This window comes from Streptomyces sp. TG1A-8, assembly GCF_030499535.1.
Taxonomy (GTDB): Bacteria; Actinomycetota; Actinomycetes; order Streptomycetales; family Streptomycetaceae; genus Streptomyces.
The window spans coordinates 4,511,813-4,534,301 of sequence record NZ_JASTLB010000001.1 but is presented as its reverse complement, the minus strand read 5'-3'; the positions used below and the strand labels follow the sequence as shown (position 1 = coordinate 4,534,301).

Annotated in this window: 18 protein-coding genes, 2 tRNA genes and 2 pseudogenes; 10 read left to right on the top strand and 12 right to left on the bottom strand. The window is 74.5% G+C overall.

Annotation, left to right across the window (positions count from 1 at the left end; translation table 11 throughout):
• Positions 1–69 precede the first annotated feature (69 nt).
• The 3 genes from QQY24_RS19875 (at position 70) to QQY24_RS19865 (ending at position 2,092) form a co-directional block, all read left to right on the top strand.
• Positions 70–1,026 carry a D-2-hydroxyacid dehydrogenase gene (locus QQY24_RS19875; protein WP_301974040.1) on the top strand — a complete coding sequence of 319 codons (957 nt, stop codon included), beginning with the start codon at positions 70–72 and terminating at the stop codon, positions 1,024–1,026.
• 137 nt (positions 1,027–1,163) lie between these two features.
• A complete protein-coding gene (locus QQY24_RS19870) occupies positions 1,164–1,922 on the top strand; it encodes an IclR family transcriptional regulator (protein WP_301974039.1) in 759 nt (252 codons plus the stop codon).
• Between the two features lie 96 nt (positions 1,923–2,018).
• Positions 2,019–2,092, top strand: a tRNA-Lys gene (locus tag QQY24_RS19865).
• Between the two features lie 60 nt (positions 2,093–2,152).
• Here the strand turns inward: QQY24_RS19865 and QQY24_RS19860 are convergent.
• The gene (locus tag QQY24_RS19860; RefSeq protein ID WP_301974038.1) at positions 2,153–2,758 is read right to left on the bottom strand and encodes a lytic polysaccharide monooxygenase; all 606 of its coding nucleotides are present in this window, start codon (positions 2,756–2,758) and stop codon (positions 2,153–2,155) included.
• Positions 2,759–2,864: 106 nt separating this feature from the next.
• Positions 2,865–4,049 carry an SPFH domain-containing protein gene (locus tag QQY24_RS19855; protein WP_301974037.1) on the bottom strand — a complete coding sequence of 395 codons (1,185 nt, stop codon included), beginning with the start codon at positions 4,047–4,049 and terminating at the stop codon, positions 2,865–2,867.
• A gap of 591 nt (positions 4,050–4,640) precedes the next feature.
• Here QQY24_RS19855 and QQY24_RS19850 point away from each other — a divergent pair.
• Together QQY24_RS19850 and QQY24_RS19845 are read left to right on the top strand one after the other, a co-directional pair.
• Positions 4,641–4,714, top strand: a tRNA-Lys gene (locus tag QQY24_RS19850).
• 66 nt (positions 4,715–4,780) lie between these two features.
• Entirely contained in the window at positions 4,781–5,479 is a 699-nt protein-coding gene (locus QQY24_RS19845) for a FadR/GntR family transcriptional regulator (RefSeq protein ID WP_301974036.1), read from the top strand.
• A gap of 12 nt (positions 5,480–5,491) precedes the next feature.
• On the opposite strand, the gene QQY24_RS19840 is transcribed toward QQY24_RS19845, so the two are convergent.
• From QQY24_RS19840 to QQY24_RS19820, 5 genes and pseudogenes are all read right to left on the bottom strand, one after another.
• Positions 5,492–6,163 (bottom strand): class F sortase, encoded by a 672-nt coding sequence (locus QQY24_RS19840; RefSeq protein WP_301974035.1) that lies wholly within the window; start codon positions 6,161–6,163, stop codon positions 5,492–5,494.
• Between the two features lie 5 nt (positions 6,164–6,168).
• On the bottom strand, positions 6,169–6,870 hold the full coding sequence (locus QQY24_RS19835) for a hypothetical protein (RefSeq protein ID WP_301974034.1): 702 nt from the start codon (positions 6,868–6,870) through the stop codon (positions 6,169–6,171).
• A 100-nt stretch (positions 6,871–6,970) separates the two neighbouring features.
• Entirely contained in the window at positions 6,971–7,750 is a 780-nt protein-coding gene (locus QQY24_RS19830) for an HAD-IIA family hydrolase (RefSeq protein WP_301974033.1), read from the bottom strand.
• A 715-nt stretch (positions 7,751–8,465) separates the two neighbouring features.
• Positions 8,466–9,020, bottom strand: a pseudogene (locus QQY24_RS19825) (hypothetical protein); the annotation flags it as partial.
• A 279-nt stretch (positions 9,021–9,299) separates the two neighbouring features.
• A complete protein-coding gene (locus QQY24_RS19820) occupies positions 9,300–10,532 on the bottom strand; it encodes an ROK family transcriptional regulator (RefSeq protein WP_301976294.1) in 1,233 nt (410 codons plus the stop codon).
• A 154-nt stretch (positions 10,533–10,686) separates the two neighbouring features.
• On the opposite strand from QQY24_RS19820, the gene QQY24_RS19815 reads away from it, so the two are divergent.
• From QQY24_RS19815 to QQY24_RS19805, 3 genes are all read left to right on the top strand, one after another.
• Positions 10,687–11,766, top strand: coding sequence for a Gfo/Idh/MocA family oxidoreductase (locus QQY24_RS19815; RefSeq protein WP_301974032.1), 1,080 nt, complete (start codon positions 10,687–10,689; stop codon positions 11,764–11,766).
• Positions 11,766–12,260 (top strand): heme-degrading domain-containing protein, encoded by a 495-nt coding sequence (locus tag QQY24_RS19810; protein ID WP_301974031.1) that lies wholly within the window; start codon positions 11,766–11,768, stop codon positions 12,258–12,260. Before QQY24_RS19815 ends, QQY24_RS19810 begins: the two co-directional genes overlap by 1 nt.
• Before the next feature lie 83 nt (positions 12,261–12,343).
• On the top strand, positions 12,344–13,210 hold the full coding sequence (locus QQY24_RS19805) for an LLM class F420-dependent oxidoreductase (protein WP_301974030.1): 867 nt from the start codon (positions 12,344–12,346) through the stop codon (positions 13,208–13,210).
• 648 nt (positions 13,211–13,858) lie between these two features.
• Here QQY24_RS19805 and QQY24_RS19800 read toward each other — a convergent pair.
• From QQY24_RS19800 to QQY24_RS19790, 3 genes are read right to left on the bottom strand one after another with little or no spacing between them, the layout of a single operon-like run.
• A complete protein-coding gene (locus tag QQY24_RS19800; RefSeq protein WP_301974029.1) occupies positions 13,859–14,323 on the bottom strand; it encodes a hypothetical protein in 465 nt (154 codons plus the stop codon).
• Entirely contained in the window at positions 14,323–18,690 is a 4,368-nt protein-coding gene (locus tag QQY24_RS19795) for a DUF6531 domain-containing protein (protein WP_301974028.1), read from the bottom strand. Before QQY24_RS19795 ends, QQY24_RS19800 begins: the two co-directional genes overlap by 1 nt.
• Before the next feature lie 11 nt (positions 18,691–18,701).
• Positions 18,702–19,013 carry a hypothetical protein gene (locus QQY24_RS19790; protein ID WP_301974027.1) on the bottom strand — a complete coding sequence of 104 codons (312 nt, stop codon included), beginning with the start codon at positions 19,011–19,013 and terminating at the stop codon, positions 18,702–18,704.
• Between the two features lie 523 nt (positions 19,014–19,536).
• Here QQY24_RS19790 and QQY24_RS19785 point away from each other — a divergent pair.
• Both QQY24_RS19785 and QQY24_RS19780 read left to right on the top strand, forming a co-directional pair.
• Positions 19,537–20,553, top strand: a complete 1,017-nt coding sequence (locus QQY24_RS19785; protein ID WP_301974026.1) for an SEC-C domain-containing protein — start codon at positions 19,537–19,539, stop codon at positions 20,551–20,553.
• 220 nt (positions 20,554–20,773) lie between these two features.
• Positions 20,774–21,112 (top strand): annotated as a pseudogene (locus QQY24_RS19780) (very short patch repair endonuclease); the annotation flags it as partial.
• Positions 21,113–21,203: 91 nt separating this feature from the next.
• On the opposite strand, the gene QQY24_RS19775 reads toward QQY24_RS19780, so the two are convergent.
• Entirely contained in the window at positions 21,204–21,698 is a 495-nt protein-coding gene (locus tag QQY24_RS19775) for a DUF2267 domain-containing protein (protein ID WP_301974025.1), read from the bottom strand.
• Positions 21,699–21,907: 209 nt separating this feature from the next.
• A complete protein-coding gene (locus QQY24_RS19770; RefSeq protein WP_301974024.1) occupies positions 21,908–22,333 on the bottom strand; it encodes an Hsp20/alpha crystallin family protein in 426 nt (141 codons plus the stop codon).
• Positions 22,334–22,489 lie beyond the last annotated feature (156 nt).

Here is a 22,489-nt window from a genome sequence, read left to right as displayed (position 1 = left end):
GTTGACGGGGGCCGGCCGCGGTGCGAGCGTGGTCGGTCCGCGCACGCCGGACGCCGGGAGCCGCCCCGAATGACGCCGCACCTGCCCACCCTCCTCGTGCTGGACGCCGACCCGCCGCCGCCCCGGCTCGGCCGGCTCACCGGCCGGGCCCGGATCGTGCACACCGACGCGGCCGGTCTCGCCGAGCGGCTGCCGGCGGCGGACGCGCTGCTGGTGTGGGACTTCACCTCGTCCGCGGTGCGCGAGGCCTGGCCCGGTCCGGGGCCGCGCCCGCGCTGGGTGCACACGGCGAGCGCGGGCGTGGACCACCTGATGTGCCCGGCCCTGGCCGCCTCCGACACGGTCGTGACCAACGCGCGCGGGATCTTCGACCGGCCGATCGCCGAGTACGTGGCCGCGCTGGTGCTGGCGGTCGCCAAGGACCTGCCGCGCACGCTGGAGTACCAGCGGGAGCGGACCTGGCGGCACCGGGAGACCCGGATGGTGGCGGGCACGCGCGCGTGCGTGGTCGGCTCGGGGCCGGTCGGCCGGGCGATCGCGCGCACGCTGAAGGCGCTGGGGGTGACCACGGCGCTGGTCGGCCGGGTGCCGCGCACCGGCGTCCACGGCCCGGACGACCTGGACCGGCTGATCTCCCGCGCGGACTGGGTGATCGCCGCCGCGCCGCTCACCGAGCGGACGTGCGGCATGTTCGACGCGCACCGGTTCGGGGTGATGCAGCCCTCGGCGGTCTTCGTGAACGTCGGCCGCGGCCGGCTGGTCGACGAGGACGCCCTGGCCGAGGCGCTGACGGGGCGCTGGATCGCGGGCGCGGCCCTGGACGTGTTCGCGGCCGAACCGCTGGCCGGGACGAGCCCGCTGTGGGGGCTGCCGGGGCTGATCGCCTCCCCGCACATGAGCGGCGACACGGTGGGCCGGCTGGACGCGCTGGGCGCGCAGTTCGTGGAGCTGTACGAGCGCTGGGCGGCGGGCCGGCCCCTGGTGAACGTGGTCGACAAGCGGCGCGGCTACGTGCCCAGCCACTGACGAACGGGCCGGCCGACGCGCTACCGGGCGGTCACCTTCTTGTCAACACACCCTCCGCGGCGGCGCCCCGCCCAGTACCGTGGGACCGATCCGCCGACCGGACTTCGCGGCCAAGACAGCGAGCGCAGGGGGAAACCGTGGCGCTGATGCACGAGCCGACCGCCCACGACCACTCCGCCCAGGACGCGCTGCGCGTGCTGGAGACCGTGGCCCGTCACCCCGGCGGCGTCACCGCCACCGAGCTGGGCCGCCGCACCGGCCTGGAGCCCGAGCGGCTCACCGTCCTGCTGCGCATGCTGCGCCGCGAGGGCTACGTCGAGCAGATCAGCGACGGGGCGTACGTCACCGGCGAGAGCCTGCGCCGCCTCACCTCCGCGCACGACCGCGAGCGGGCCCTGCGGGACAAGCTCCAGCGCACCCTGGACCGGCTGCGCGACGCGGTGGGCGCGGCCGTCTACATGAGCCGGTACGTGGACGGCGAGGTCCGCGTCACCCAGTACGCCGCCGGCCCGGCCACCCCGGCGGTCAACGAGTGGGTCGACTTCCGCTGCTCCGCCCACGCCACCGCCGTCGGCAAGAGCCTGCTGACCCAGCTGGACCCCAAAGCCCGCCGCGACCACCTCGCACGGCACCGGATGGCCCGCCTCACCTCGCACACCATCACCAGCGACAAGCTGCTGCTGTCCCGCCTGGAGTCCCAGCCGCCGACGGCGCCCGTGCTGGACCTCCAGGAGTACGCGGTGGGCACGGTCTGCGCGGCCGTGCCGATCAGGGCGGGTTCGGCGGTGGGCTGCCTGGCCCTGTCGCTCCCGGTGGAGCACGCCCACCGGCTGGAGCGGGCCGCCGACGCCCTCAACCGGAGCGCGGCACCGGTCCTGCTGTCCCTGACGCTCTAACGGGCCCGTCGGCGGTCCCGGTGGTCAGGAGCACCCCCGCGGGCCAGGTAGTATTTTCCTCGTCGCCGACCGCGGGAAGCGGGCGGCGGGAGTCATGCGCCGCTAGCTCAGTTGGTTAGAGCAGCTGACTCTTAATCAGCGGGTCCGGGGTTCGAGTCCCTGGCGGCGCACCGTGAAGGGCCCCTCGCGCGGCGAGGGGCCCTTCGGCGTGCGCGGACCCTGCCGCCGGGTCAGAAGGTGACGTCGGAGCAGGCGTAGAACGCGTTGGCCGTGTCGGCGATCGTCCACACCGCGAGGATGACGTGGTGACCGCTCAGGCCGGTCGGCAGCGTGCCGCTGTGGCTGAGGGTGGCCGGCGGGCGCTGGCCGTTGTAGGGCACCGTCAGGAACGGGGTGAGGTTGAGGTCCGAGCGGGACAGGGCGTGGTTCTGGTTCCAGCCCTGCTTGGTGACGTAGTACTTGAAGTCGGTCGTGGCGTGCATGGCGGTGAACTGCCAGCGGAACGTGTACGACTGCCCGCCCGTCACCCTGGTGGTGGGCCAGGCCGCGCCGGACGGGGTGGTCGGCGAGCTGAGCTGGGCGAACTGGCCCAGGCCGCCGTTGCAGAGCTGGCCGTCGGCGGGGCCGGCGGCCGGGAAGCCCTTGGGACCCTCGACGGACTGCGGCTCCCACTGGATCTGGCCGCAGTTCGCCACGGTGCCGTTCTGGCAGAGCTTCTGCCTGCTGATGGGGAGGTCGGTGTAGCCGTGCCCGCTGGCGCCGCCGGTGGAGAGCGCGAACGCTCCGGCGGTCACCACACCCAGCACGACTGCGGACGCCTTGGTCTTGATGCGCATGCTGCCGCTCCTGGAGAACGTGGGGAGGTTCAGTGGCCGTGCGCTGTGCAGGTAGGTCTAGACCAAGGCTCAGATTATTGCCGTCACTTGAACATGTCCATACCAATCATGAGTCCCGTTCCGGGGAGTCCCAGGCCGGTTCCCCGCGCCCCGAGCAGAACGCCACCGTCAGGTCGCGGACCAGGACCTTGCGCTCGCAGTCGTCGAGCCCGACCAGACCGCGCATGGTCAGCCGGGTCACCGTGTCCTCCACCGAGTCCACCACCGAGGTGACCATGGAGGCCCGCCGCCGGGCGTCCAGCGCGGCGATCCGGCGCCGGTGCACCGCGGCGGCGACCTCGGGCGCGTACTCCACCCGGACCGGCTGCACCGAGAACACCTCCAGGCCGGCCGGCGCCGTCTCCGCCGCCACCAGCCGGGTCAGCGCGTCCCCCGCCGCGTCCGCCCCGCCGCCCGGCAGCCCCACCGGCACCCGTGCCAGCGCCGCCTCCACGCACTCGCGCAGGTAGCCCTCGTGGCCCTCGATCCCGAGCAGGGCCCGCGCGGTGTCCCGCACCCGCCACACCACGAGCACGGCCACCCGCAGCGCCACCCCGTCGGCGTCCGCCGCCGGCAGCACCCCGCTGCGCCAGTGCCGCAGCCGCACGTCGACCGGACGGCGCAGCAGCAACGGGTTCACCCAGAGCAGGCCGGTGCGCCGGACCGTCCCCCGGTACCCGCCGAACAGACCGAGCACCCAGGCCCGCCCGGTCCGCCCCCGGGCCAGTCCACCGAACCCGAACAGCCCGAGCGCCCCGGTCCCGGCGAGGGCCGCCCACTGCGCGGGACCGAGCCCCGGGCCCGCGTACTCCGGCAGGCGCAGCGCCTGCGTCGCGAACGGCGGCAGCACACCGGCCCACCAGGAGGCGGCCAGGCATCCGGCGAGGCCGCCCACCCCGGCGAGCACCCCGGCCGCCCCGGGCAGGACCCGCGCCGCACGCTCCTCCAGCTCCGGGTCGGCCTCCGGCAGCGGGCGCCCGCGGGCGGGGGCGGGGCGTGCGATGCGGAGCTGCTCGCCGGTGCCCCGCCGGCGGCCCACCACGGCCGGTCCCGGCGGGACCGGCACCGGGCCGGGCTCGTCGCGGAAGAGCAGGTGGAGGGGGATCCTGGTGGTCACCTCGTTCTGGATCAGCCGGGCCGGACGGGCGGTCGTGGCCGCGGCCGCGCTGCCCGCCGTCCCCTCGGCATGGTCGCCGGGACGGTCCTCGGGTTCGGGCGCCTGTGCGGGCGTGTGCGACGTGGTCGTGCTCATGGGTGCCTCCAGCCTCCGCGCCAGACGCGTCATGACAGTGGGACGGGTGGGATGAGTGGGACGGGTGGGATGGGTGGGGCGGGGGGACGGGTGGGGCGGGGGGACGGGTGGGGCGGGGGGACGGGTGGGCGCAAGTGGGCGGGAGAGGGCGGGCGTCCGCGAGGGTCCGAACGGGCGGGGCGGCCGGGCGAACAGCCGGCCCCGGGCGCACCGGGAGGTCCCGACGGCCCGCTTCGCGGCAGTCCGCCCGACCGCCGGGGGTCATGCGCGGGCCGCCGCACCCCGGGCCGCGGGGCGACCGCCACGGCGGCCGGGCAGCGGGCCGGGACCCGTCCGCCCCCGGCGGACGCGGCCGGGGCGGCCGCCGCCGGTCACGGGCCCGGACGCCCCGACCGCCGCAGCGGTCGTGCGATCTGCCTCACAGTCGGGGGAGGGTGTCCGCGGGTGTGCACGTCGGCCAGTTTCCCAACCGTCCCGCGGGCGCGCATGCTGACGGTCCGAATGACGTACGGGACTCACTCCCGGCGGTGCGTCCCGGCGGGGCCGGTCCGGAGCACCCCCGGAGGTCGGGTAGAGTTCTGTCGTCAGCAGGCGCCGCTAGCTCAGTTGGTTAGAGCAGCTGACTCTTAATCAGCGGGTCCGGGGTTCGAGTCCCTGGCGGCGCACCGACCGGAAAGGCCCCCCGTGCGAGCGGGGGGCCTTTCCGCTGTTTGGCCGGATACCCTCTGGCCATGGCAGCCCGTGACCTCCAAGAGCGGATCAAGAAGCTCATCGTCGACCGCCGGCTGCCCTCGGGCGCCCCGCTGCCGACCGAGCCCGAACTGATGGAGTTCCTCGGCGCCAGCCGGAACTCGGTGCGCGAGGCGCTGAAGGCGCTGCAGGCGATGGGGATCGTGGAGATCCGGCACGGGTTCGGGACGTACGTCGGCCCGATGTCGCTCGCCCCCATGATCGAGGGCCTGGCCTTCCGCACGGTGGCCGGGCACTACCGCGGCGAGGACTCCCTGCTGCAGTTGCTGGAGCTGCGCGAGGCGGTCGAGACCGGACTGGTGTCGCGGCTGGCCGGGCGGCTGCCGGAGGCGGACCTCCTGGAGCTGGCGGCCCTGGTCCGGCGGATGGAGCAGGAGGCCGCCGAAGGGGCCGGCCTCGCCGAGACCGACCGCGCGTTTCACGCCACCCTCTACCGGGGGCTGGACAACGTGCTGCTGAGCGAGGTGCTGGAGGCGTTCTGGGACGCCTTCCACCGCGTCCAGCGGGACCTGGTGGACGTGCCCCAGGACCCGCGGGTCACCTGCCGGCAGCACCGGGAGATCCTGGACGCGGTCCGCTCCGGTGATTCCGTCCGGGCGGAGCGGGCCGTGAGGGACCACTTCGGCAACGTCCGCGCGCGCCTGGCCGCCGCGGACGCGCCCGAGCCCGCCGAACGGTGACGCGGGCGGCTGTCAGCGGCCGGTGCCGGTGAGGTAGGCCGAGGCCACCACGTTGGCCGTGTAGCTGTGGGTCGTCCGGTCGAAGGTGCCGCCGCAGGTGATCAGCCGGAGTTCGGCGCGGCCCGGTTCACGGGGGCCGTAGGCCTGCCGGGCGTCGAAGCGGTCGCGGGGCAGCACGCGGACGTCGTCGACGGTGAACTCGGCGACCGTGCCGTCCGAGCGCACCACCCGGACCTTCTGGCCGGGCGCGAGGGCGCTGACCCCGTGGAAGACGGCGGGCCGGGTCGCGGTGTCGACGTGCCCCACCATCAGCGCCACCCCCGCCGCGCCGGGCGCGGTGCCGGAGCCGTACCAGCCGACCACTCCCGGCTGGTCGAGCGGCGGCGGGTCGACGGCGCCCCGGGCGTCCAGCCCGCGCGCCACCACGGGTGCCTGCACCCCGAGTCCGGGGATGTCGATGCGCTGCGGCACCGCCGCGCGCAGCGGTCCGGCCGCGGGCGGCAGCCCGGCCGCCCCGGCGGTCCGGCCCGGTCCGGCCGCGTCGCCGGGGGCGGGCCCGGCCGGGCCCTGCGGCACGCCGGTCACGCCGCGGCCCCACAGCCACAGTCCGAGCAGCAGGACCGTCCAGACCAGGACCGTGACGAGACGGCCGGTGCCGGAGGTGTGCCCGTGGTCGCCGGACATGCGGCTCAGTCCGCCTCACGGCTCCGGCGGGCCGTGAACAGCCCGACGGCGGCCGCGGCGGACCCGGCGAGGGCCAGACCGGTCACCGCCTGGACGGTTCCGGGACCGGACCCGCTGGTGGCCACGGTGGCGAAGCGCGCGGTGCCGCCCCCGCCCGCCCGGACCGGGGCGACGGGTGAGGCCGACGAGGCGGGCAGGACGGCGGGGGCGGCGGGCCGCTGTCCCGGGCGGCCGGCCCGTTCCGACCGGTCCACCTGCCCGGACGGGTCCGCCCGCCCCGGCCGGGCCGCGTCGCCGGACCGGTGCACCTGCCCGGACCGGGCCGCGTGGTCGCCCCGCCCGCTCCGGTCGGGGGCCGCGAAGTGACCGGCCGCCGTGGCCGCCACGGTGATCCGGTCGGTGAGCACGGAATCGGCGCAGGCGATCCTCACCTCGTAGGTGCCCGGCGGGAGCGAGGAGCGCACCCGGGTCTCGCCGGACAGCTCACCCTCCGCGCCGGTCAGCCTCGCGTCGGCGACGAAGGCGGCCGAGGCGGCGGTGCCCCGCGACCCGGCGCAGCCGTCCACCCGCAGGGCCACGTCGGTGCCCGGGGTCGGGCGGGCCGGGGCCACGGCGACTCCGTGGCCGGCCCCGGCCGCGCGGGCGGCCGGGGCGAGGGCGATGACGGCGAGGAGCGCGGCACAGACAGTGAGGCGAAGTGAGCCCATCGTGAACCTCCAGTTATCCGGAGGCTCCCCCGTCCGGAGCGCCCCCGCATCCCCGGCAGACGCCCCGCTGCCCCGAACGGGTGAGGCCGGGTTCACCCGCTCAGACGAGGTCGACCAGGTCCGCGATGGAGTCGACGACCTGGGAGGGGCGGAAGGGGTGGCGGTCGACGTCCTGGGGCCGGGTGACGCCGCTCAGCACCAGGAAGGTCCGCATGCCGGCCTCCAGACCCGCCAGGACGTCGGTGTCCATGCGGTCGCCGATCATCGCGGAGGTCTCGGAGTGGGCGCCGATCGCGTTGAGTCCGGCCCGCATCATCAGCGGGTTGGGCTTGCCCACGAAGTACGGCTTCTTGCCGGTGGCGGCGGTGATCAGCGCGGCGACCGAGCCGGTGGCGGGCAGGTCGCCCTCGGTGGACGGGCCGACGTTGTCGGGGTTGGTGGCGATGAACCGGGCACCGTCGTTGATCAGGCGGACCGCCTTGGTCAGGGCCTCGAAGGAGTAGGTGCGGGTCTCGCCGAGGATCACGAAGTCGGGGTCGTGGTCGGTGAGGACGTAGCCGATGTCGTGCAGGGCGGTGGTCAGACCGGCCTCGCCGATGACGTAGGCGCTGCCACCGGGCCGCTGGTCGTCCAGGAACTGGGCGGTGGCCAGGGCGGAGGTCCAGATGTTGTCCACCGGCACGTCCAGGCCCATCCGGCGCAGCCGGGCGTGGAGGTCGCGGGCGGTGTAGATGGAGTTGTTGGTGAGGACCAGGAAGGGCCGTCCAAACTTGCGCAGCTTCTTCAGGAAGGCGTCGGCACCGGGGATCGGGACGCCTTCGTGGATCAGGACGCCGTCCATGTCGGTGAGCCACGACTCGACGGGCTTGCGGTCTGCCATGTGTGTGCGTCTCCTGGCGTGCGTGCGGTCAAGGAGCGGGGGCGCCGGAACCACGGCGTGCCGACGCCCACCAGCCTAATCAGGCCGGCCCGGGGCCCGGACCCGGCCGCTCCCGACGCCGGCCCGCCGCCGGGACCACTGCCCGCGCGTGCGGTCGTACGCCTTCCCGCAGGTCCCGCCGCTCCCGCCGTGCGGTACGGGCCGGTGGCGCGGGCCGCCCCGTCCGGAAGCCCGGTGCGCGCGCCCCGGCCGTGGTGCTCGGCGCCGTGCCCGTGCCTTCGGTGCCGGGTCATCGGCGTCCGCGGGCGAGCAGGAAGGCGGTGCCGCCGACGACGACGAGTGCGACGGCGACGGCGGGGAGTCCGTGCGCGAGGCCGAGGCCGAGGCCGGTGCCGGCGAGTTCCCCGGCCCGCTCGCCCCCTTCCGCGGTCTTCCGGGCGAAGGGGAGGGAGGGCGGGGAGGGAGGAAAGGGGTCCGGCGGGGTGCCGGTCGGGAAGGGGCGCGGGCTACCGACGGGGCGCGGGCTGCCGACGGGGGAGGGACTGGTCGCCGTGCCGTCCGCCTCCCCGGTTCCGGCGGACGCGGGGGCTGCGGTGGGGCTGCCTGCCTCGGTGGCCCGGGGGACTGCCGCGGTCTCGTTCCCCTTCGCGGTCTCCCTCCCGCTCGGGGTCGCCTGCGCGGTCTGCGGGTCCTGGACGCCCTCGCCGTCGCGCGTGATGCCGAAGCGGTAGGCGTTGGACTGCCCGACCCAGTCCCCGTCCTGACCCCGGCGCTGGACGACGGCGGCGTTGGCGGTCACGTGGTCGGGGACGGCGTCGGAGGTGAGCGAGAGCCTGACCTTGACGGTGACGGTCCTTCCGGGCGCCACGGTGAACCCGTCGAACCCCTCCGCGTCGAGCACACCGACCAGTTCCTGCTCGTCGGTGCTCTCGAAGCGGACGGGCCGGGGACGGGAGCCCTCGTAGAACTCCAGCTGGGGCTGGGACGGTTTCAGGGCCCGCCCGTCGTCGACGAGGACGACGACCGGGTGGATGGCGGCGCAGGTGCGGCCGGTGGTGTTGGTGAGGTCGATGTACCAGGTGCCGAAGCCACCACCCGCCTCGTAGGAGTCGGGGCCGCCGTGGACACGGGTGGTCAGCGGGAAGGTGCGGGCGTCGGGGGCCGCGCAGGACGACGCGGGGTCCGCGGGGGCGACCCCCGCGAACGCTGGGACGGGAGCGGCGGCTGCGGCGAGGCAGAGGGAAAGGGACGTGCACAGTCGCATGAACACATCACCATGCCGGGGCGGGGCGGGACGGGGGTTGCCACTCCGGGGGGAGCGGGAACTGCGCCCGATCAGCGCAAGGGGCGAGGGCGCGGCCGGGGCGCCGCGGGGCGCCTTCCGGCTGCGGGTGCGGGCGCAGGGGCGGGTGCGGCGCGGCTGGTCGCGCGGTTCCCCTGGCCCGCCGGGGGGCGGGGGCGCGTCGGCCGGGCGCCGTGGCCGCGGGCCGGAACGCCCGGGGGTCCCGGGGGCACCGGGCACCGGGCACCGGGCACCGGGCACCGCCGCCTATCCGTCCGCCCGTCCGAACACCGGTGCCAGCAGCAACTGCGCGGCCCCCTCCGCGACCCCCCACTCCCCGCCCGGGGCGATCCGCACCGGCACCGGCTCCGCCACGCCCCCCTCCCGCCGGGCCCGAGCCCCGAGCACCTCGGCGACCCCCCGGACGTACGTCTCCGGCGCCGCGGCGACCGTCCGCCCGCCCAGCAGGACGAGGTCGATGTCCAGCAGCCCGACCAGGTTCCCGGCCCCCACCCCCAGCGCCCGCGCCGCCGCTCCCGCCTCGCCCCGTGCCGCGGCCGCCAGGCACAGCGCCTCCACGCACCCCCGGTCGCCGCACTCGCACGCCGGTCCGTCCAGTTGGACGACCTGGTGCCCGAACTCCCCGGCCCCGGTCCGCGCCCCCCGGTGCACGCTTCCGCCGATCACCAGCCCGGCTCCCAGTCCCGTCCCGAGGTGCAGGTACGCGAAGGACCCGCCCTCCCCGCGCACCGACAGCCCGAGCGCCGCGGCGTTGGTGTCCTTGTCGACCGCCACCGGCACCCCCAGCAGCCCCGCCAGCGCGTCCCGCAGCGGGAACCCGTCCCACTCCGGGAACCCGGTGACCCGGTGCAGCACCCCTCGCGCGTGATCGAGCGGCCCCGGCAGCGCGACCCCCACGCCGAGCAGCGACCCGGTCCCCGCGAGCCCACGGGCCGCGCCGGGCGGCGCCGTCCCGGCCGTGCGCCCGGCGCCCGGCGCCGCGTCCCCGGCCCGGAGCAGCGCCGCCCCGGCCCCCCGCACACCGGCTCCGGCTCCGGCTCCGGCTCCGGCTCCGGCTCCGGCTCCGGCGTGCGGTACCCCCAGAACCTCCCGCACCAGCTCCGCCACCACCCCGGCCACCGTCCCGAGCACGTCCTCCGCCCCGGCCCCCAGGTCCAGTGCCGCGCGCCGCCGTCCGACCACCGTTCCGTCGAGGTCGACCAGCACCGCCCGCAGTTCGTCCCGGTCCAGGTGTGCCCCGACCGCGTGCCCGGCCTGCGGCACCAGCCGGAGCACCGTCCGCGGCTTGCCCCCCGTGGACGCCCGCCGGCCGGCCTCCGCCGCGAGCCCCTCGTCCCGCAGCCGGGCGGTGATCTTGCTGACGGCCTGCGGGGTCAGCCCGGTCCGCTCCGCCAGTTCCAGTCGGCTGATGCCCTCCGCCCCGGCCACGCGCAGCAGGTCGAGCACGAGCGCGGTGTTGTGCGACCGCAGCGCGAGCAGGTTCGCCCCCGCCGCCCCGCCCGCGCCGGTCCCCGCCGGCCCTGCCGGCCCCGGCGTGCCGGCCGCCCCGTTCCCGCTCGTGCCCCTCGCGCTCCTCACTCCCCCATTCTCCCCACCGCTTGCACTTTGGCAACAGCGTTGCCAAAGTGGGGGCATGACTGGTACCCCCACCCCCCTCCGCGTCGGCCTGATCGGCTACGGCCTGGCAGGTTCCGTCTTCCACGCCCCGCTGATCGGCGCCACCGAGGGCCTCGTCCTGGACACGGTGGTCACCTCCGACCCCGGGCGGCGGGAGCAGGCCCGGTCGGAGTTCCCGGACGTCCGCCCGGTCGGCACCCCCGACGAGCTGTTCGCCCGCGCCGACGAGCTGGACCTGGTCGTCATCGCGTCCCCGAACAGGACGCACGTGCCGCTGGCCACGGCCGCCCTGCGGGCGGGCCTGCCGGTCGTCGTGGACAAGCCGGTCGCCGGCACCGCCGCCGAGGCGCGCCGGCTGGCCGCGCTCGCCGAGGAGAGCGGTCTGCTGCTGTCGGTCTTCCAGAACCGCCGCTGGGACAACGACTTCCTGACCCTGCGCGGGCTGCTGGAGAAGGGCGAGCTGGGCGACGTGCGCCGCTTCGAGTCCCGCTTCGAGCGCTGGCGCCCGCAGCCGAAGGGCGGCTGGCGCGAGTCCGGCGACCCGGCGGAGATCGGGGGCCTGCTCTACGACCTCGGCAGCCACGTCGTCGACCAGGCCCTGGTCCTGTTCGGCCCGGCCGTCCAGGTCTACGCCGAGACGGACGTGCGCCGCCCCGGTGCCGAGACCGACGACGACACCTTCATCGCGCTCACCCACGCCGGCGGCGTCCGCTCCCACCTCCACGTCTCCGCGACCACGCCCCAGCTCGGCCCCCGTTTCCGGGTCCTGGGCTCGCGGGCGGGCTACGTGAAGTACGGGCTGGACCCGCAGGAGGCGGCCCTGCGCGAGGGCCACCGGCCCGGCACGGCCGCCGGGTGGGGTGCGGAGCCCGAGGCGCTGTGGGGGCGCCTGGGTGCCGGTGAGTCCCCGCTGACCGGCGGCGGGCGGCCCGTGCCGACCCTGCCGGGCGACTACCCGGCCTACTACGCGGCCGTGGCGACGGCCCTGACCGGCGCCGGCGCCAACCCGGTGACCGCGCTGGAGGCGGCCGCGGCCCTCGACGTACTGGAGGCGGCCCGCCGGTCCGCCCGCGACAAGGTGACGGTGACCCTCTGATGCACCACCCGCAGACCACCCCGAGCGTGGCGGAGCTGGAGGCGCAGGAACGCCGCCTGGTGTTCCGGCGGTTCACCCACGACGACGCCTGGGCGCTGGGTTGCCTGCTGGTGGACCTGGCCCGCGGGCGGCAGGCCCCCGTCGCCATCGACGTCCACCGGGCCGGCCAGCAGCTCTTCCACGCGGCCCTGCCCGGTTCCACCCCGGACAACGACGCCTGGATCGCCCGCAAGCGCCGGGTGGTGGAGCGCTACGGCGCCTCCTCCTACCTGGTCGGCGCCCGTTTCCGGGCCAGGGGCACCACGTTCGAGGAATCCTCCCGCCTGGATGCCGACACGTACGCGGCGCACGGCGGTTCGTTCCCCGTGAACGTGGTGGACGTGGGCATCATCGGTGCGGTGACGGTCTCCGGCCTCCCCCAACTCCAGGACCACGCACTCGTGGTCGAGGCGCTGGAGGAGTTCCTGAGGCAAGCGCCGGAAGCGCGGAATTGATCCGGGTGCCCCCCGGTTGGCACCGCTGTACGGCCGTCACGGCGCACGGCGACCCCGCCCCGACCGGAAGGACCTCGACACCGATGAGCGACCCGCTGAAGGAAACCGTCGGACGGCACGGCGTCTGGAGCATCGGCCTGCGCGACGAGGACCCCGCCCGGCGCGGGGAGATCGGCGAGGCCGCCGCCGAGCTGGAGGAGCTCGGCTTCGGGGCCGCGTGGCTGGGCGGGAGCAGTGCCGCCCGGCACGCCGTACCGCTCCTGCGGGCCACCGGCACGCTCGTCGTCGGCACCAGCATCCAGAGCATCTGGCAGTACGGGGCCGACGCGAGCGCGGCGGCGTTCGCGGAGGTGGACGCGGCGCATCCCGGCCGCTTCGTCCTCGGCCTGGGCGTGAGCCACGCCAAGCTGGCCGACCAGTACCGCCGCCCGTACTCGGCGCTGGTCGCCTACCTCGACGCCCTGGACGCGGCCGGCGTGCCCGCCGGGCGCCGTGTCCTGGCGGCCCTCGGCCCGAAGACGCTCGGGCTGTCCCGCGACCGGGCGGCGGGCGCGGTGCCCTACCTGGTCACCCCGGAGCACACCGCGCAGGCCCGCGAGGTCCTCGGCGGCGCCCCACTGCTGGCTCCGGAGCTCAAGGTCGTCCTGGAGACCGACCCGGCCCGCGCCCGCTCCCTTGCCCGCGAGAGCCTCGCCCCCTACCTCACCCTGCCGAACTACACCAGGACCTGGCTGCGGCTCGGCTTCACCGAGGACGACCTGGCCGGCGGCGGCAGCGACCGGCTGATCGACGCCCTGTTCGCCTGGGGGGACGAGGGGCGCGTGCGGAAGCGGATCGACGCCTTCCACGAGGCGGGCGCGGACCACGTGGCCCTCCAGATCGTCCAGGACGGCCCCCGCGACGCCCTCCCCCGCCAGTCCTGGCGCAGGCTGGCCGCGCTGCTGGCGTAGTCCCGGCGGACCGGAGGAGAGCCGCCCGTCCGGCCCCGGGCCGATCGGGCGTCCGGCACGGCCCGCTCCACCGCGCTCCACGCCGCACCGGTCACGGCGTACAGCACGGCGGCCAGCGAGCGGTACGACCGCCACGGTGACGGGCGTGAGGAACGGCGTGCACGACCCGGGGGCGGACGTGGCGATGGTGGCGTCGGCGGTGATGGCCGTGGTGGGGGCGGTGAGCGTGGTGATGCTGCGGGAACGGCGGTGAGCCACCCGGGGGGCGCCAGCCGGGCCGCGCCCTCCGGCTCCGGCCGGGCGGCGGGTGCGCCCGCGGGAGGGTGCGCCCGTGGAGAGGACGGGGTGGGACGGGGCGGCCGTGCGGCCGCGTCCGTTCACGGGCCCGCGCCCGAGCGGGCACGGATCACGCGCTGCGCGAGGCCAGGTAGGCGCGGGGCCGGGCCAGCCGGGCCGCAGCCGCCCGGAACACGATGCCGGACCGCTCCTGGCCCAGAACGACCTCGAAGGATCCGCCGGCACCGGCGCAGAGGCGGACCTCCCTGGCTTCGGCCGCCCCCCACCCCGTGACGCGGAGCCCTTCGACCTGCGTGAAGACGAGGTAGAACTCGAAGGCGTTGAACCCCTTCTCCTGCGATCTCCTCCGAATCAGACGGAGGGGGGCACTCGGCCCAGGGTGAGGCGTCCGTCGTGGGTGTGCTCGATCAGGAGTCCCTCATCCTCGACGAACAGCCACAGATCGTCACTCGTGCCGAGGATTTCCTCCGCGTGGCGCGCCGCACACCTCGACGCCATGGCCACCGCGGGCACCCGGGCGTTGCCCCAGAACACCACGACGAGGGAGTCGTCGGACGACATGCGGGAAAGCCAGCTGCCGACGAGTCCGGCGGCCTCCGTCTCCCCCGACGTGAAGACCTGCTCCGAGAACGCCGCCCGCTCCCAGTCGATGCCGGTCCACGACGTCTGCGGGAACCTGTCCAGGCTCATGGCCGTGAATGCCTCGTCCTCGGCCGCCTCAAGGATCATGAACTGGTCGCGTTCCCCGGGATGGAGGCTGTCCAGCAGATCGTCCAGCCGTCTCCTGCCACTGCCGTAGGCACTGGACGGGGCCATCAGGTGTTCCCCCTCAGGATGCGCAGCATGTCCGCCTCGGTGCCGTTCCAGCGGACCGCGTACCGTTGCCCGTTTTTGCCGACGGCCACGTTGATGTGCGGACCCTTCACCGGATCGTAGTCGATGCGGAACTGCTTCCAGACCCCGTCGACGCGCGTCTCGAAGCCGACGATCCTGCCGAGCGCGGCGGACTTCCCCATACGACTTTCGTAAGGCTCCCGCGTGTGCGGGTCGATGTCCCCGAGGATGTCCAGCGCCTTGTTCCGCGCCTGCTCGTAGGAATCGAACGGTACGTGGCCGTCGGGGTCCTTGCCCACGGTGATCTCGGGCAGCCGTTTGGACGCGTCATAGGCCGGGGCGAGACCCAGCGGGTCGGCCCACGTGTGCGGATTGTGGACGTATGTCAGCGGGTTGGGCGCCGGTTCGAGTCCGAGCGGGTCCAGGGTCAGGTACCGGGCGGTCTCCGGGTCGTAGTGCCGGAAGTAGTTGTAGTGGAGCCCGGTCTCCGGGTCGTGGTACTGCCCCGGGAACCGCAGCGGGGTGTAGGCCGTGCTGTCCGTCGCCCAGGCTGTGCTGCCCCACACGGTGCTCCGCGTGCGCCAGGCGATCTCGCCCCGTTCGTCCACGAGTTCAGTCGGGGTGCCCACAAGGTCGGTGACGATCGCGAAGAAGCGGGAGTCGACGGTCCGCCGGTCGTCGTCGGCGACGATCCGTTCGGTCTGGGCGACGGGCTGCACGCCCAGGTAGTCCCAGGTGAGGGTGACCGGATGGGGCACGCCCTCGGCACGGGTCGTCTGTTCGCACAGCGTCGTGCCGTCCCAGGTGAAGTCCACGCGTTCCACGACCGTCTCACCGTCCGCGGCCATACGGAGCTTCGCCGTGCGGCGGCCCAGCGGGTCGTAGGCGTACCGCCAGCGGGTGCCGTCCGGTGTGACCACCGAGGTCAGCCGGTCCTCCGCGTCCCACTCGTAACGCCATGTCTCCGGCTTGCGGGAGAGCCGGATCCGCTGGCGCAGGACGATGCGGCCCAACCCGTCGTGTTCGTACCGGACGTTCCCCGCCCGGGTGATCCGGGTGCCGGCGTACTCGCGTGGGCCGGTGGCGTCCTGGCCGGGGTGTGCGGCGGGCCAGGCGGCGGACGTCTGGTTGCCCGCCGCGTCGTAGGCGTAGGTCTCCGTCCAGCCCGGGGCGTGCACCGCGGTCACCCGGCCGGCCGGGTCCAGATCGAACCGGCGCACGCCCGCGAGCCGGTCCTCGACTCCGGTCAGGTTCCCGTCGGGGCGGTACCGGTACGCGCGGTGCCGCAGCCGCTGCCCGCCCTGCGCCGTCACCGTCTGACCGATCAGCCTCCCGACGGAGTCGTAGGAACGCTCCAGGTCCAGCATCCCGCCCACCCGGCAGGACAATTCACGGCCCGCCGCGTCGTGGGTGAAGTCGATACCGCGCCCGGACACCTCCATGTGGACCCGGTTGCCGGCCGCGTCGAACGTCCAGTTGCTGTGCGCACCGGCGGGCGTGGCGCGTCCGACGCGGCGTCCGGCGGCGTCATGGGTGTAGGTGACCGTGCGCCCGTTGACCGTTTCCGCGCGCACCCGGCCCGCACCGTCCCGCACGAGGGAGAGGACCGTGTCCGGGCACGCGGCCTCCAGGAGCCGGCCCATCGGGTCGTAGGCGTACGCCGTGACGCGTCCGGCGGCGTCCTTGCGCGTCACCCGCCCCAGCGCGTCACGCACGAAGGCGGTCACTTGGCCGAGGGCGTCCGTACGGCTGCTCATGCGACCGGCCGCATCGTGGGCGTAGCGGCGCGCACGAGCGTCGAAGTCCGTTTCCCCGACCAGCCGGCCGGCCGCGTCGTATTCGTACGTCCAGGTGAGACCGCCGGGGTCGACGACTTCGACGAGCCGCAGTTCCCGGTCGTGGACGAACTCGTAGCGGGCACCGTCCGGGCCCGTACGCGCCGAGAGCAGGTCGAACCACGTGTACTCGAAACGGGAGACACCGCCGAGCGCGTCGGTGTGGCTGACGCAGTTGCCCTCCCCGTCGTACGCCCACGATTCGGCGGCACCGTCCGGTGCGACGCGGTGCGCCGGCCTGCCCTCGACGGTCCACTCCAACCGGGTCGTGCGGCCGAGCGGGTCGGTGACGGCCACCGGCCGTCCGAACGCATCGCGCTCGTAGCGCACCGCGGCCCCAAGCGGGTCGACGACGCGCTCGGGCAGTCCGGCCGCGTCGCACTGCACACGGGTGGTGTGGCCGAGCGCGTCGACGAACGCGGTGACGTGGCCGGCCGAATCGTAGTCCGCCCCGCTCACCGCCCCCGTGGGGTCCGTGACGCGGACCAGGTTGCCGCGTTCGTCGTACTCCCGCCGCCACACCGAACCGTCCGGCTCGGTGATCGACGTCGGCAGCCCCGACTCGTCGTACGCAGCCCGGGTCGCCAGCCCGTCCGGTCGTACGACCGACACGACCAGACCCCGTTCGTCGTACACGTACCGGGTGCGGTGGCCCAGCGGATCGGTGACCGCGACGAGCCGCAGCTCCTCGTCCCACTCCTGGGCGGTGGTATTGCCGAGCGGGTCGGTCTCCCGGACGAGGCGCAGCGACTCGTTGTGCTCGTAGACGCGGGTGTGGCCGAGGGAGTCGGTGACGCGGGTGGTGCGGGTGCCGTCGTCGTAGGCGAGGGTGGAGGCGAGGGCGCCGCCCGTGCCGCCGGTGGCGACGACGCGGCCGTGATCGTCGTAGCGGTACCAGTAGGTGCGGTCGTTGCGGTCGGTCCACGAGGTCATGCGGCCGTCGCCGTCGTACCTGTACCGGGTGGACATGCCCGAGGAGTTGACCTCCTCGCTCAGGTGGCCGTGCTCGTCGTAACCGAAGGTGAGCAGGGTGGTGCCGGGCCGGTCGGGGCGGGCGGGGTCGATCAGGCGCAGGCCGGTGATGCGGGAGCGGGCCGGGTCGTGGTCGAGGGCGATGCGGTAGCCGCCGGAGTGGACGACCGCGCCGGGGACGTCGCCCTCCGCGTACTCGATGGTGACGCGGTTGCCGTTGCGGTCCTGGATGTGCTGCAACGGCAGGTCGACGGCGGTGCCGCCGGCGGCCGCGACCGGGCTGTGGAAGACGTACGACAGACCGGAGTCGGGGTCGGTGACGCGGACCGCGCCGTCGGTGTCCGTGTCCCAGGCGAGGGTGAGCCGGGAGCCGGGGGTGTCGGGGCGGACGGGCTCGTTGGTCAGGAGGTCTGGACGGGGGAAGCACAGGCGGGCGCCGTCGGCGGTGGCGTGGACGAAGCCCTCGTCGTCGGCCTGGACCCGCTGGTCCAGGGTGGAGGCCCAGCTCGGCCCGAACCAGCCGCCGCAGCGGTACGACGACAGGTGGGTGCGCTCCAGGACCAGCGGGAGCACACCGGGGAGACGGACGTCCACCAGGGGAAGGACCATCTCCCCGGTCGCCACGTCGACCGGGTCGCGCACGAAGGTCTTGACCATGTTGCGGACCGAGGCGGGCAGCCTGTCGAAGGCGGGGTTCAGCTCCAGCCGCTCGAAGGTGGCGCAGTTCAGCTTGAACAGCTTGCTCAGCTTGGCCAGTTCACCGGGTTTGAGCGCCTTCAGCCCCTTGCCGAGGGTCTTGCCCAGCACTCCGAACCCGATGCCCATCAGCGCGCCCTCGGTCAGGATGCCGGCCAGCTTGTCCGGGTCCTTGAACGCGCCCGGGTCCTCCAGCAGCGTGGCGAACGCGGAGAACTTCGCCCCCTCGCCCGCCATCCGGCCCACGGCCGCCACCCCGCGGACCTCCTTCAGCGCCCTCAGCGCCCGCTCCACCCCCCGCACGACCTCCATCACCCCGCGCACCACCGAACCGAGCGCCGTGCCCTCCTCCTCGATCCGGCCGACCAGCGCCACCACCTTCAGCGCCCGCTCACCCGCCATCAGCGTCGACGCCACCTCGGAAGCACCCGCGGTCAGCACGGACAGGGCCAGCCCCGCGATCTCGAACTCGGCGATCTCCACCAGCATCACGCCGATCTCGGACAGCAGTTCGTGCGCCTTGTCCGCGAAGTCGTCCAGCGCCTTGGCGCCCTCGCGCAACGCGTGGGCCATCTCACCGGCCTGCTTGCGCGCGTCCTTGGCCCGCCCGTGGAAGGCCCTGGCCGCCTTCCCCTTCCACTCCACGCCCGACAGCGCCCGGCCGGCCGCGGACGAGGCGTCCTCCAGCCCCGTGGCCAACTGCCGCCACTTCGCCGCGATCTCCCGCACCCCGTCCGGATCCACCGCCGGATCCGAGATCCCCAGGAACTCCAGCCCACTGGCGACCGAATCACCGAACATGTGGTTGAACTTGCTGACGTAGTGCAGCGGATTGAGGTCCACCATGACCGCGCCGCTCAGCCCTTCTTCGCCCGGGCCTGTGCCGCCAGCAGCGCGTCCAGCAGGTCGAACGCGTCGGAGACCTCGCCGATCAGCCCCGCCTGCGTCTCCCACTCCTCCTCAAGCTGTTCGGTCAGCTTGGAGAGGGTGGCCATGCCCTTCTCGATCTCGTCCTTCGCACCCAGCAACGACCCCAGCGCCCCGAGCGCCTTCAGGTCGTGCTGCTGCGCCTTGAAGTCCGCGAGCGGCTTCGACGTGTGCTGTCCCACCGACCGCAGCCCCGACGCCGCCTTGCTCATCGAGACGGCCACCTTCTCCAGGTCCGACACGTGAACACCCCCGTACTTCGCCTGTGCACATGCCAACCCCACGACACTAGGGACAGCGACTATAGGGCAGGTATGGACGGCGTCAAGTAAACGCAAAGTACCTTTGTCGGCGAACCGTTCGAGCCGCGTGGGGAGGCGGAGGAGCCGTGATCCGGCGCCGAGCGCTGCCGGCCGCCGCGGGTGGTGGCCTCCCGGGCGGCGCCCCGGCCGTCGACACCTCCCGCGCCGATACCGTCACCGCCGTCAACCCCACGTCTGCATACGGCACTTGGGAGGGCGGGGGACCTCCCCTGTCCGGCGGGTGAACACCCTCGGGGCCCGCGACGACTCCGCCCGCCCCTTCCTCACCTCCAAGTCGACCACGTGCACCACGGCCCTCCCCGTCCGGCCCGGGTCCGAACACCGCCCGCCGCGACCTCGGCGCGTGCGGCCGGAGCAGCGTGAACGGCCGGAGCGCGGCGGCCTCCCCCGACATCCCGGCCTACCCCCACGCCTGTCACCGCCCGGCAGTACGGTGTCCCTCATGCGCCCCGACACGCCTGCCGAGAACGTCGACCACACCGCGGAAGCGGCACGCCTGGAGCGGACCGCCGGCCTGTACCCGGAGGACGCCGAGGCCCTCCTCCTGCGCGCCGCCGCCCACCTGGAACTGTCCGGTGACCGCCCCGCCGCGTCCGCGCTCTACGACCGCCTGCTGTCCGCCCCGGACACCCTGGAGAACCCCTCCCTGGTCCGGGCCCTGAAGGCGTCCAACCTCTGGGAGTACGGCCACGAGGCGGAGGCCAGGGCGATCATCGACGGGATCCGCACGTCCGCCCCGCGGGACCCGGCCCCGTGGGTGATCGTCGCCGAGTCCCTGGAGGCCCACGACGAGCTGGAGGCCGCGGAGGAGACGTTCACGGAGGCAGCGCGCCTGCTGCTGGCGGATGCGGCGGAGCCGCCGCCCCCCGCCCATCCGCTCCTGTACGGCCGCCACCGCGTCCGCCGCATGCGGGGCCTCCCGCACGACGACTGGGACACCCTGGCGGACACCCTCCACTCGTCCCCGGTCCCCCTGGACGAGCTGCACGACCCCAAGCGCGTCTGGTCCCTGGGCTCGGACAACCCGGCGGAGCTGGAGGCCGAGATCAGCCGCCTGCGGGCGGAGCTCGGCGCCCACCGGGCGGCCCTTTCCCGCCCCTTCCCGGTGGCGGTCCTGCACTGGCCGGCCCCCGAGCTGTCGGAACTGCTGTCGGCGTACCCCGGCCTGGTGACGGAGTACCCCTCCCACGCGGAGCACCTGGCGACCACGGAGTCCTCCCTGCGCGAACTGGCCTCCTCGGGCACGCCCAACCTGGGCATCGTGACGGGCACGGTCCCGTCGTACGAGGCGTTCGCGGCGTCGGAGGGAGCCTCCCCGCAGGACACGGCGCTGTTGCCCCAGTACGCGACGACGCTGGCGGCCCGGGGGCGGGCCGTGGCCTGGCCGCCGCAGAGGAAAGCGGCGTGCTGGTGCGCGTCGGGACGGACGTACGGCGAGTGCCACGGGGCGGACGCCTGAGACCCGCTCCGGGTCCCCGCGGGCCCTGAGGGGACCTCGTCCGACCGGCTGTTTTCCGGGCCGCCCGCTCTCTTCCTCCCGTCCTGTGGTCGGTGACGGTCGGCCCGAAGCATTGCCGTCGGACGCCGGATGATGGGACTCCGTACCCAACACGGGGGGCCGCCGGCAGAATGCTCCCGTGTCGCATGCCGTCCCCTCTTCACCCGCCGTGTCCGCCCGCATGAGTCGCCAGGGCTCCCGTGACACGGCTCCCGAGGCGGCGGTGCGAAGATTGCTGCACGCCTCCGGCCTGCGCTACCGCGTGAACGTACCGGTGCCGGGCATGCCCCGCCGCTCGATCGACATCGTCTTTCCCAGGGGCAGGATCGCGATCTTCCTCGACGGCTGCTTCTGGCACGGCTGCCCCCAGCATGCCACCCGCCCCAAGGCCAATGCGGAGTGGTGGCGGACCAAGCTCGACAAGAACCTGGCTCGCGACATGGAGACAACCGGGCATCTGACGGCCGAAGGGTGGATCGTGCTGCGCTTTTGGGAGCACGAGGCACCGCAGGACGCGGCAGATGCCGTCAAGGGCGTGAGAGTTCCTCAGGGGTCTGGTGCGGCCGGGCGCTGCCGGTCGTTCGTGCGGCGCCCTGGAGGTGGTCGCACCGTTACGCCGTCGCCACCAGGTCCGCGCGGCCGAAGAGGAGGGCGTAGCCGGAGGGGAGTTGGGTCAGGACCCGGGTCGTCAGGGGTTCGCCGACCTGGTCCGCCAGGACGCTCAGGACCGAGCTGACGTCCCAGCGGGCCGTCGCCGCGGTGGAGCCCTCGATGCGGGCGGCCACCGACTCGACGAACTCGCGGGCCGTCAGGGGCTGGGTCGCGGGGATCTGGGACGCGATCACCCTGCCCGCCTCCCGGGGCAGGGCCTGGACGAGGGCCACCCGTTCGTCGCCGGTCACGTGACCGCCCAGGGCCGACAGGACGATGCGGGTGACCCACTCCGCCTCCGCCCTCGTCGTGTACTGGCCCGCTTCGCGCACCGCCTCGGTCAGCTCCTCCCAGCGGGCACGGTCGGGGTCCGCCTCGGCGACACGGGGGAGCAGGGGTGCGACAGAGGCGGGGGCCGGAATGGTGGTTCTCGGCTGCGGGGTCGTCACGGTCATCGTGCGGGCTCCTCTTCCGGGACGCTTTGGGACACCGGAACCCCGGTACCCCGTAATGCAGCGGACATGAGCGGGAGTTCGGCCAAGACGGCGGCGCACGTCCCACGGGGCGCGGGGCGCACCGGGCGCGCGCGTCCCGGGCTCCGCTCGGGCCACGGGACGCGCAACGTGCTGCGGGTTCACCGGCCGGACAGGCGGGCGGGCGCCGGTCAGCCCGTGATCTGCTTGCGGCCGCCGTCGCCGCCCGCGATCCGGATGCGGCGCGGCTTGGCCTGTTCGGCCACCGGGATGCGCAGGGTCAGGACACCGGCCTCGTAGGAGGCGTCGATGCGCTCGGTGTCGAGGGTCTCGCCGAGGAAGAGCTGGCGGGTGAACGTGCCCGTGGGCCGCTCGGCGACGATCATCTCCGCGTCCTCGGGGGCCGGACCGCGGCGCTCGGCACGGACGTTGAGAACGTTGCGCTCGACATCCAGCTCGATCGTCTCGGGGTCGATGCCGGGCAGGTCGAAGTGGACGAGGAAGTCGTCCCCGGACCGGTAGGCGTCCATCGGCATGGCGGACGGGCGGGCGGTACCGGTCAGGACCTGCTGCGCGAGCCTGTCGAATTCGCGGAACGGGTCCGTACGCATGAGCATCACGGGTCACTCCTCTCTTCAGGAACCGGGGTGCGATGCCCTACGACTTCTTATATAACTCCGATCCGGAAACTTGACAAGCCTGGACTCAGGTCAGCGTGCACCGAAGGTCCCCGCGTTAGCCTCGGGACCGGGAAGACAGACGTGGAACGGGGT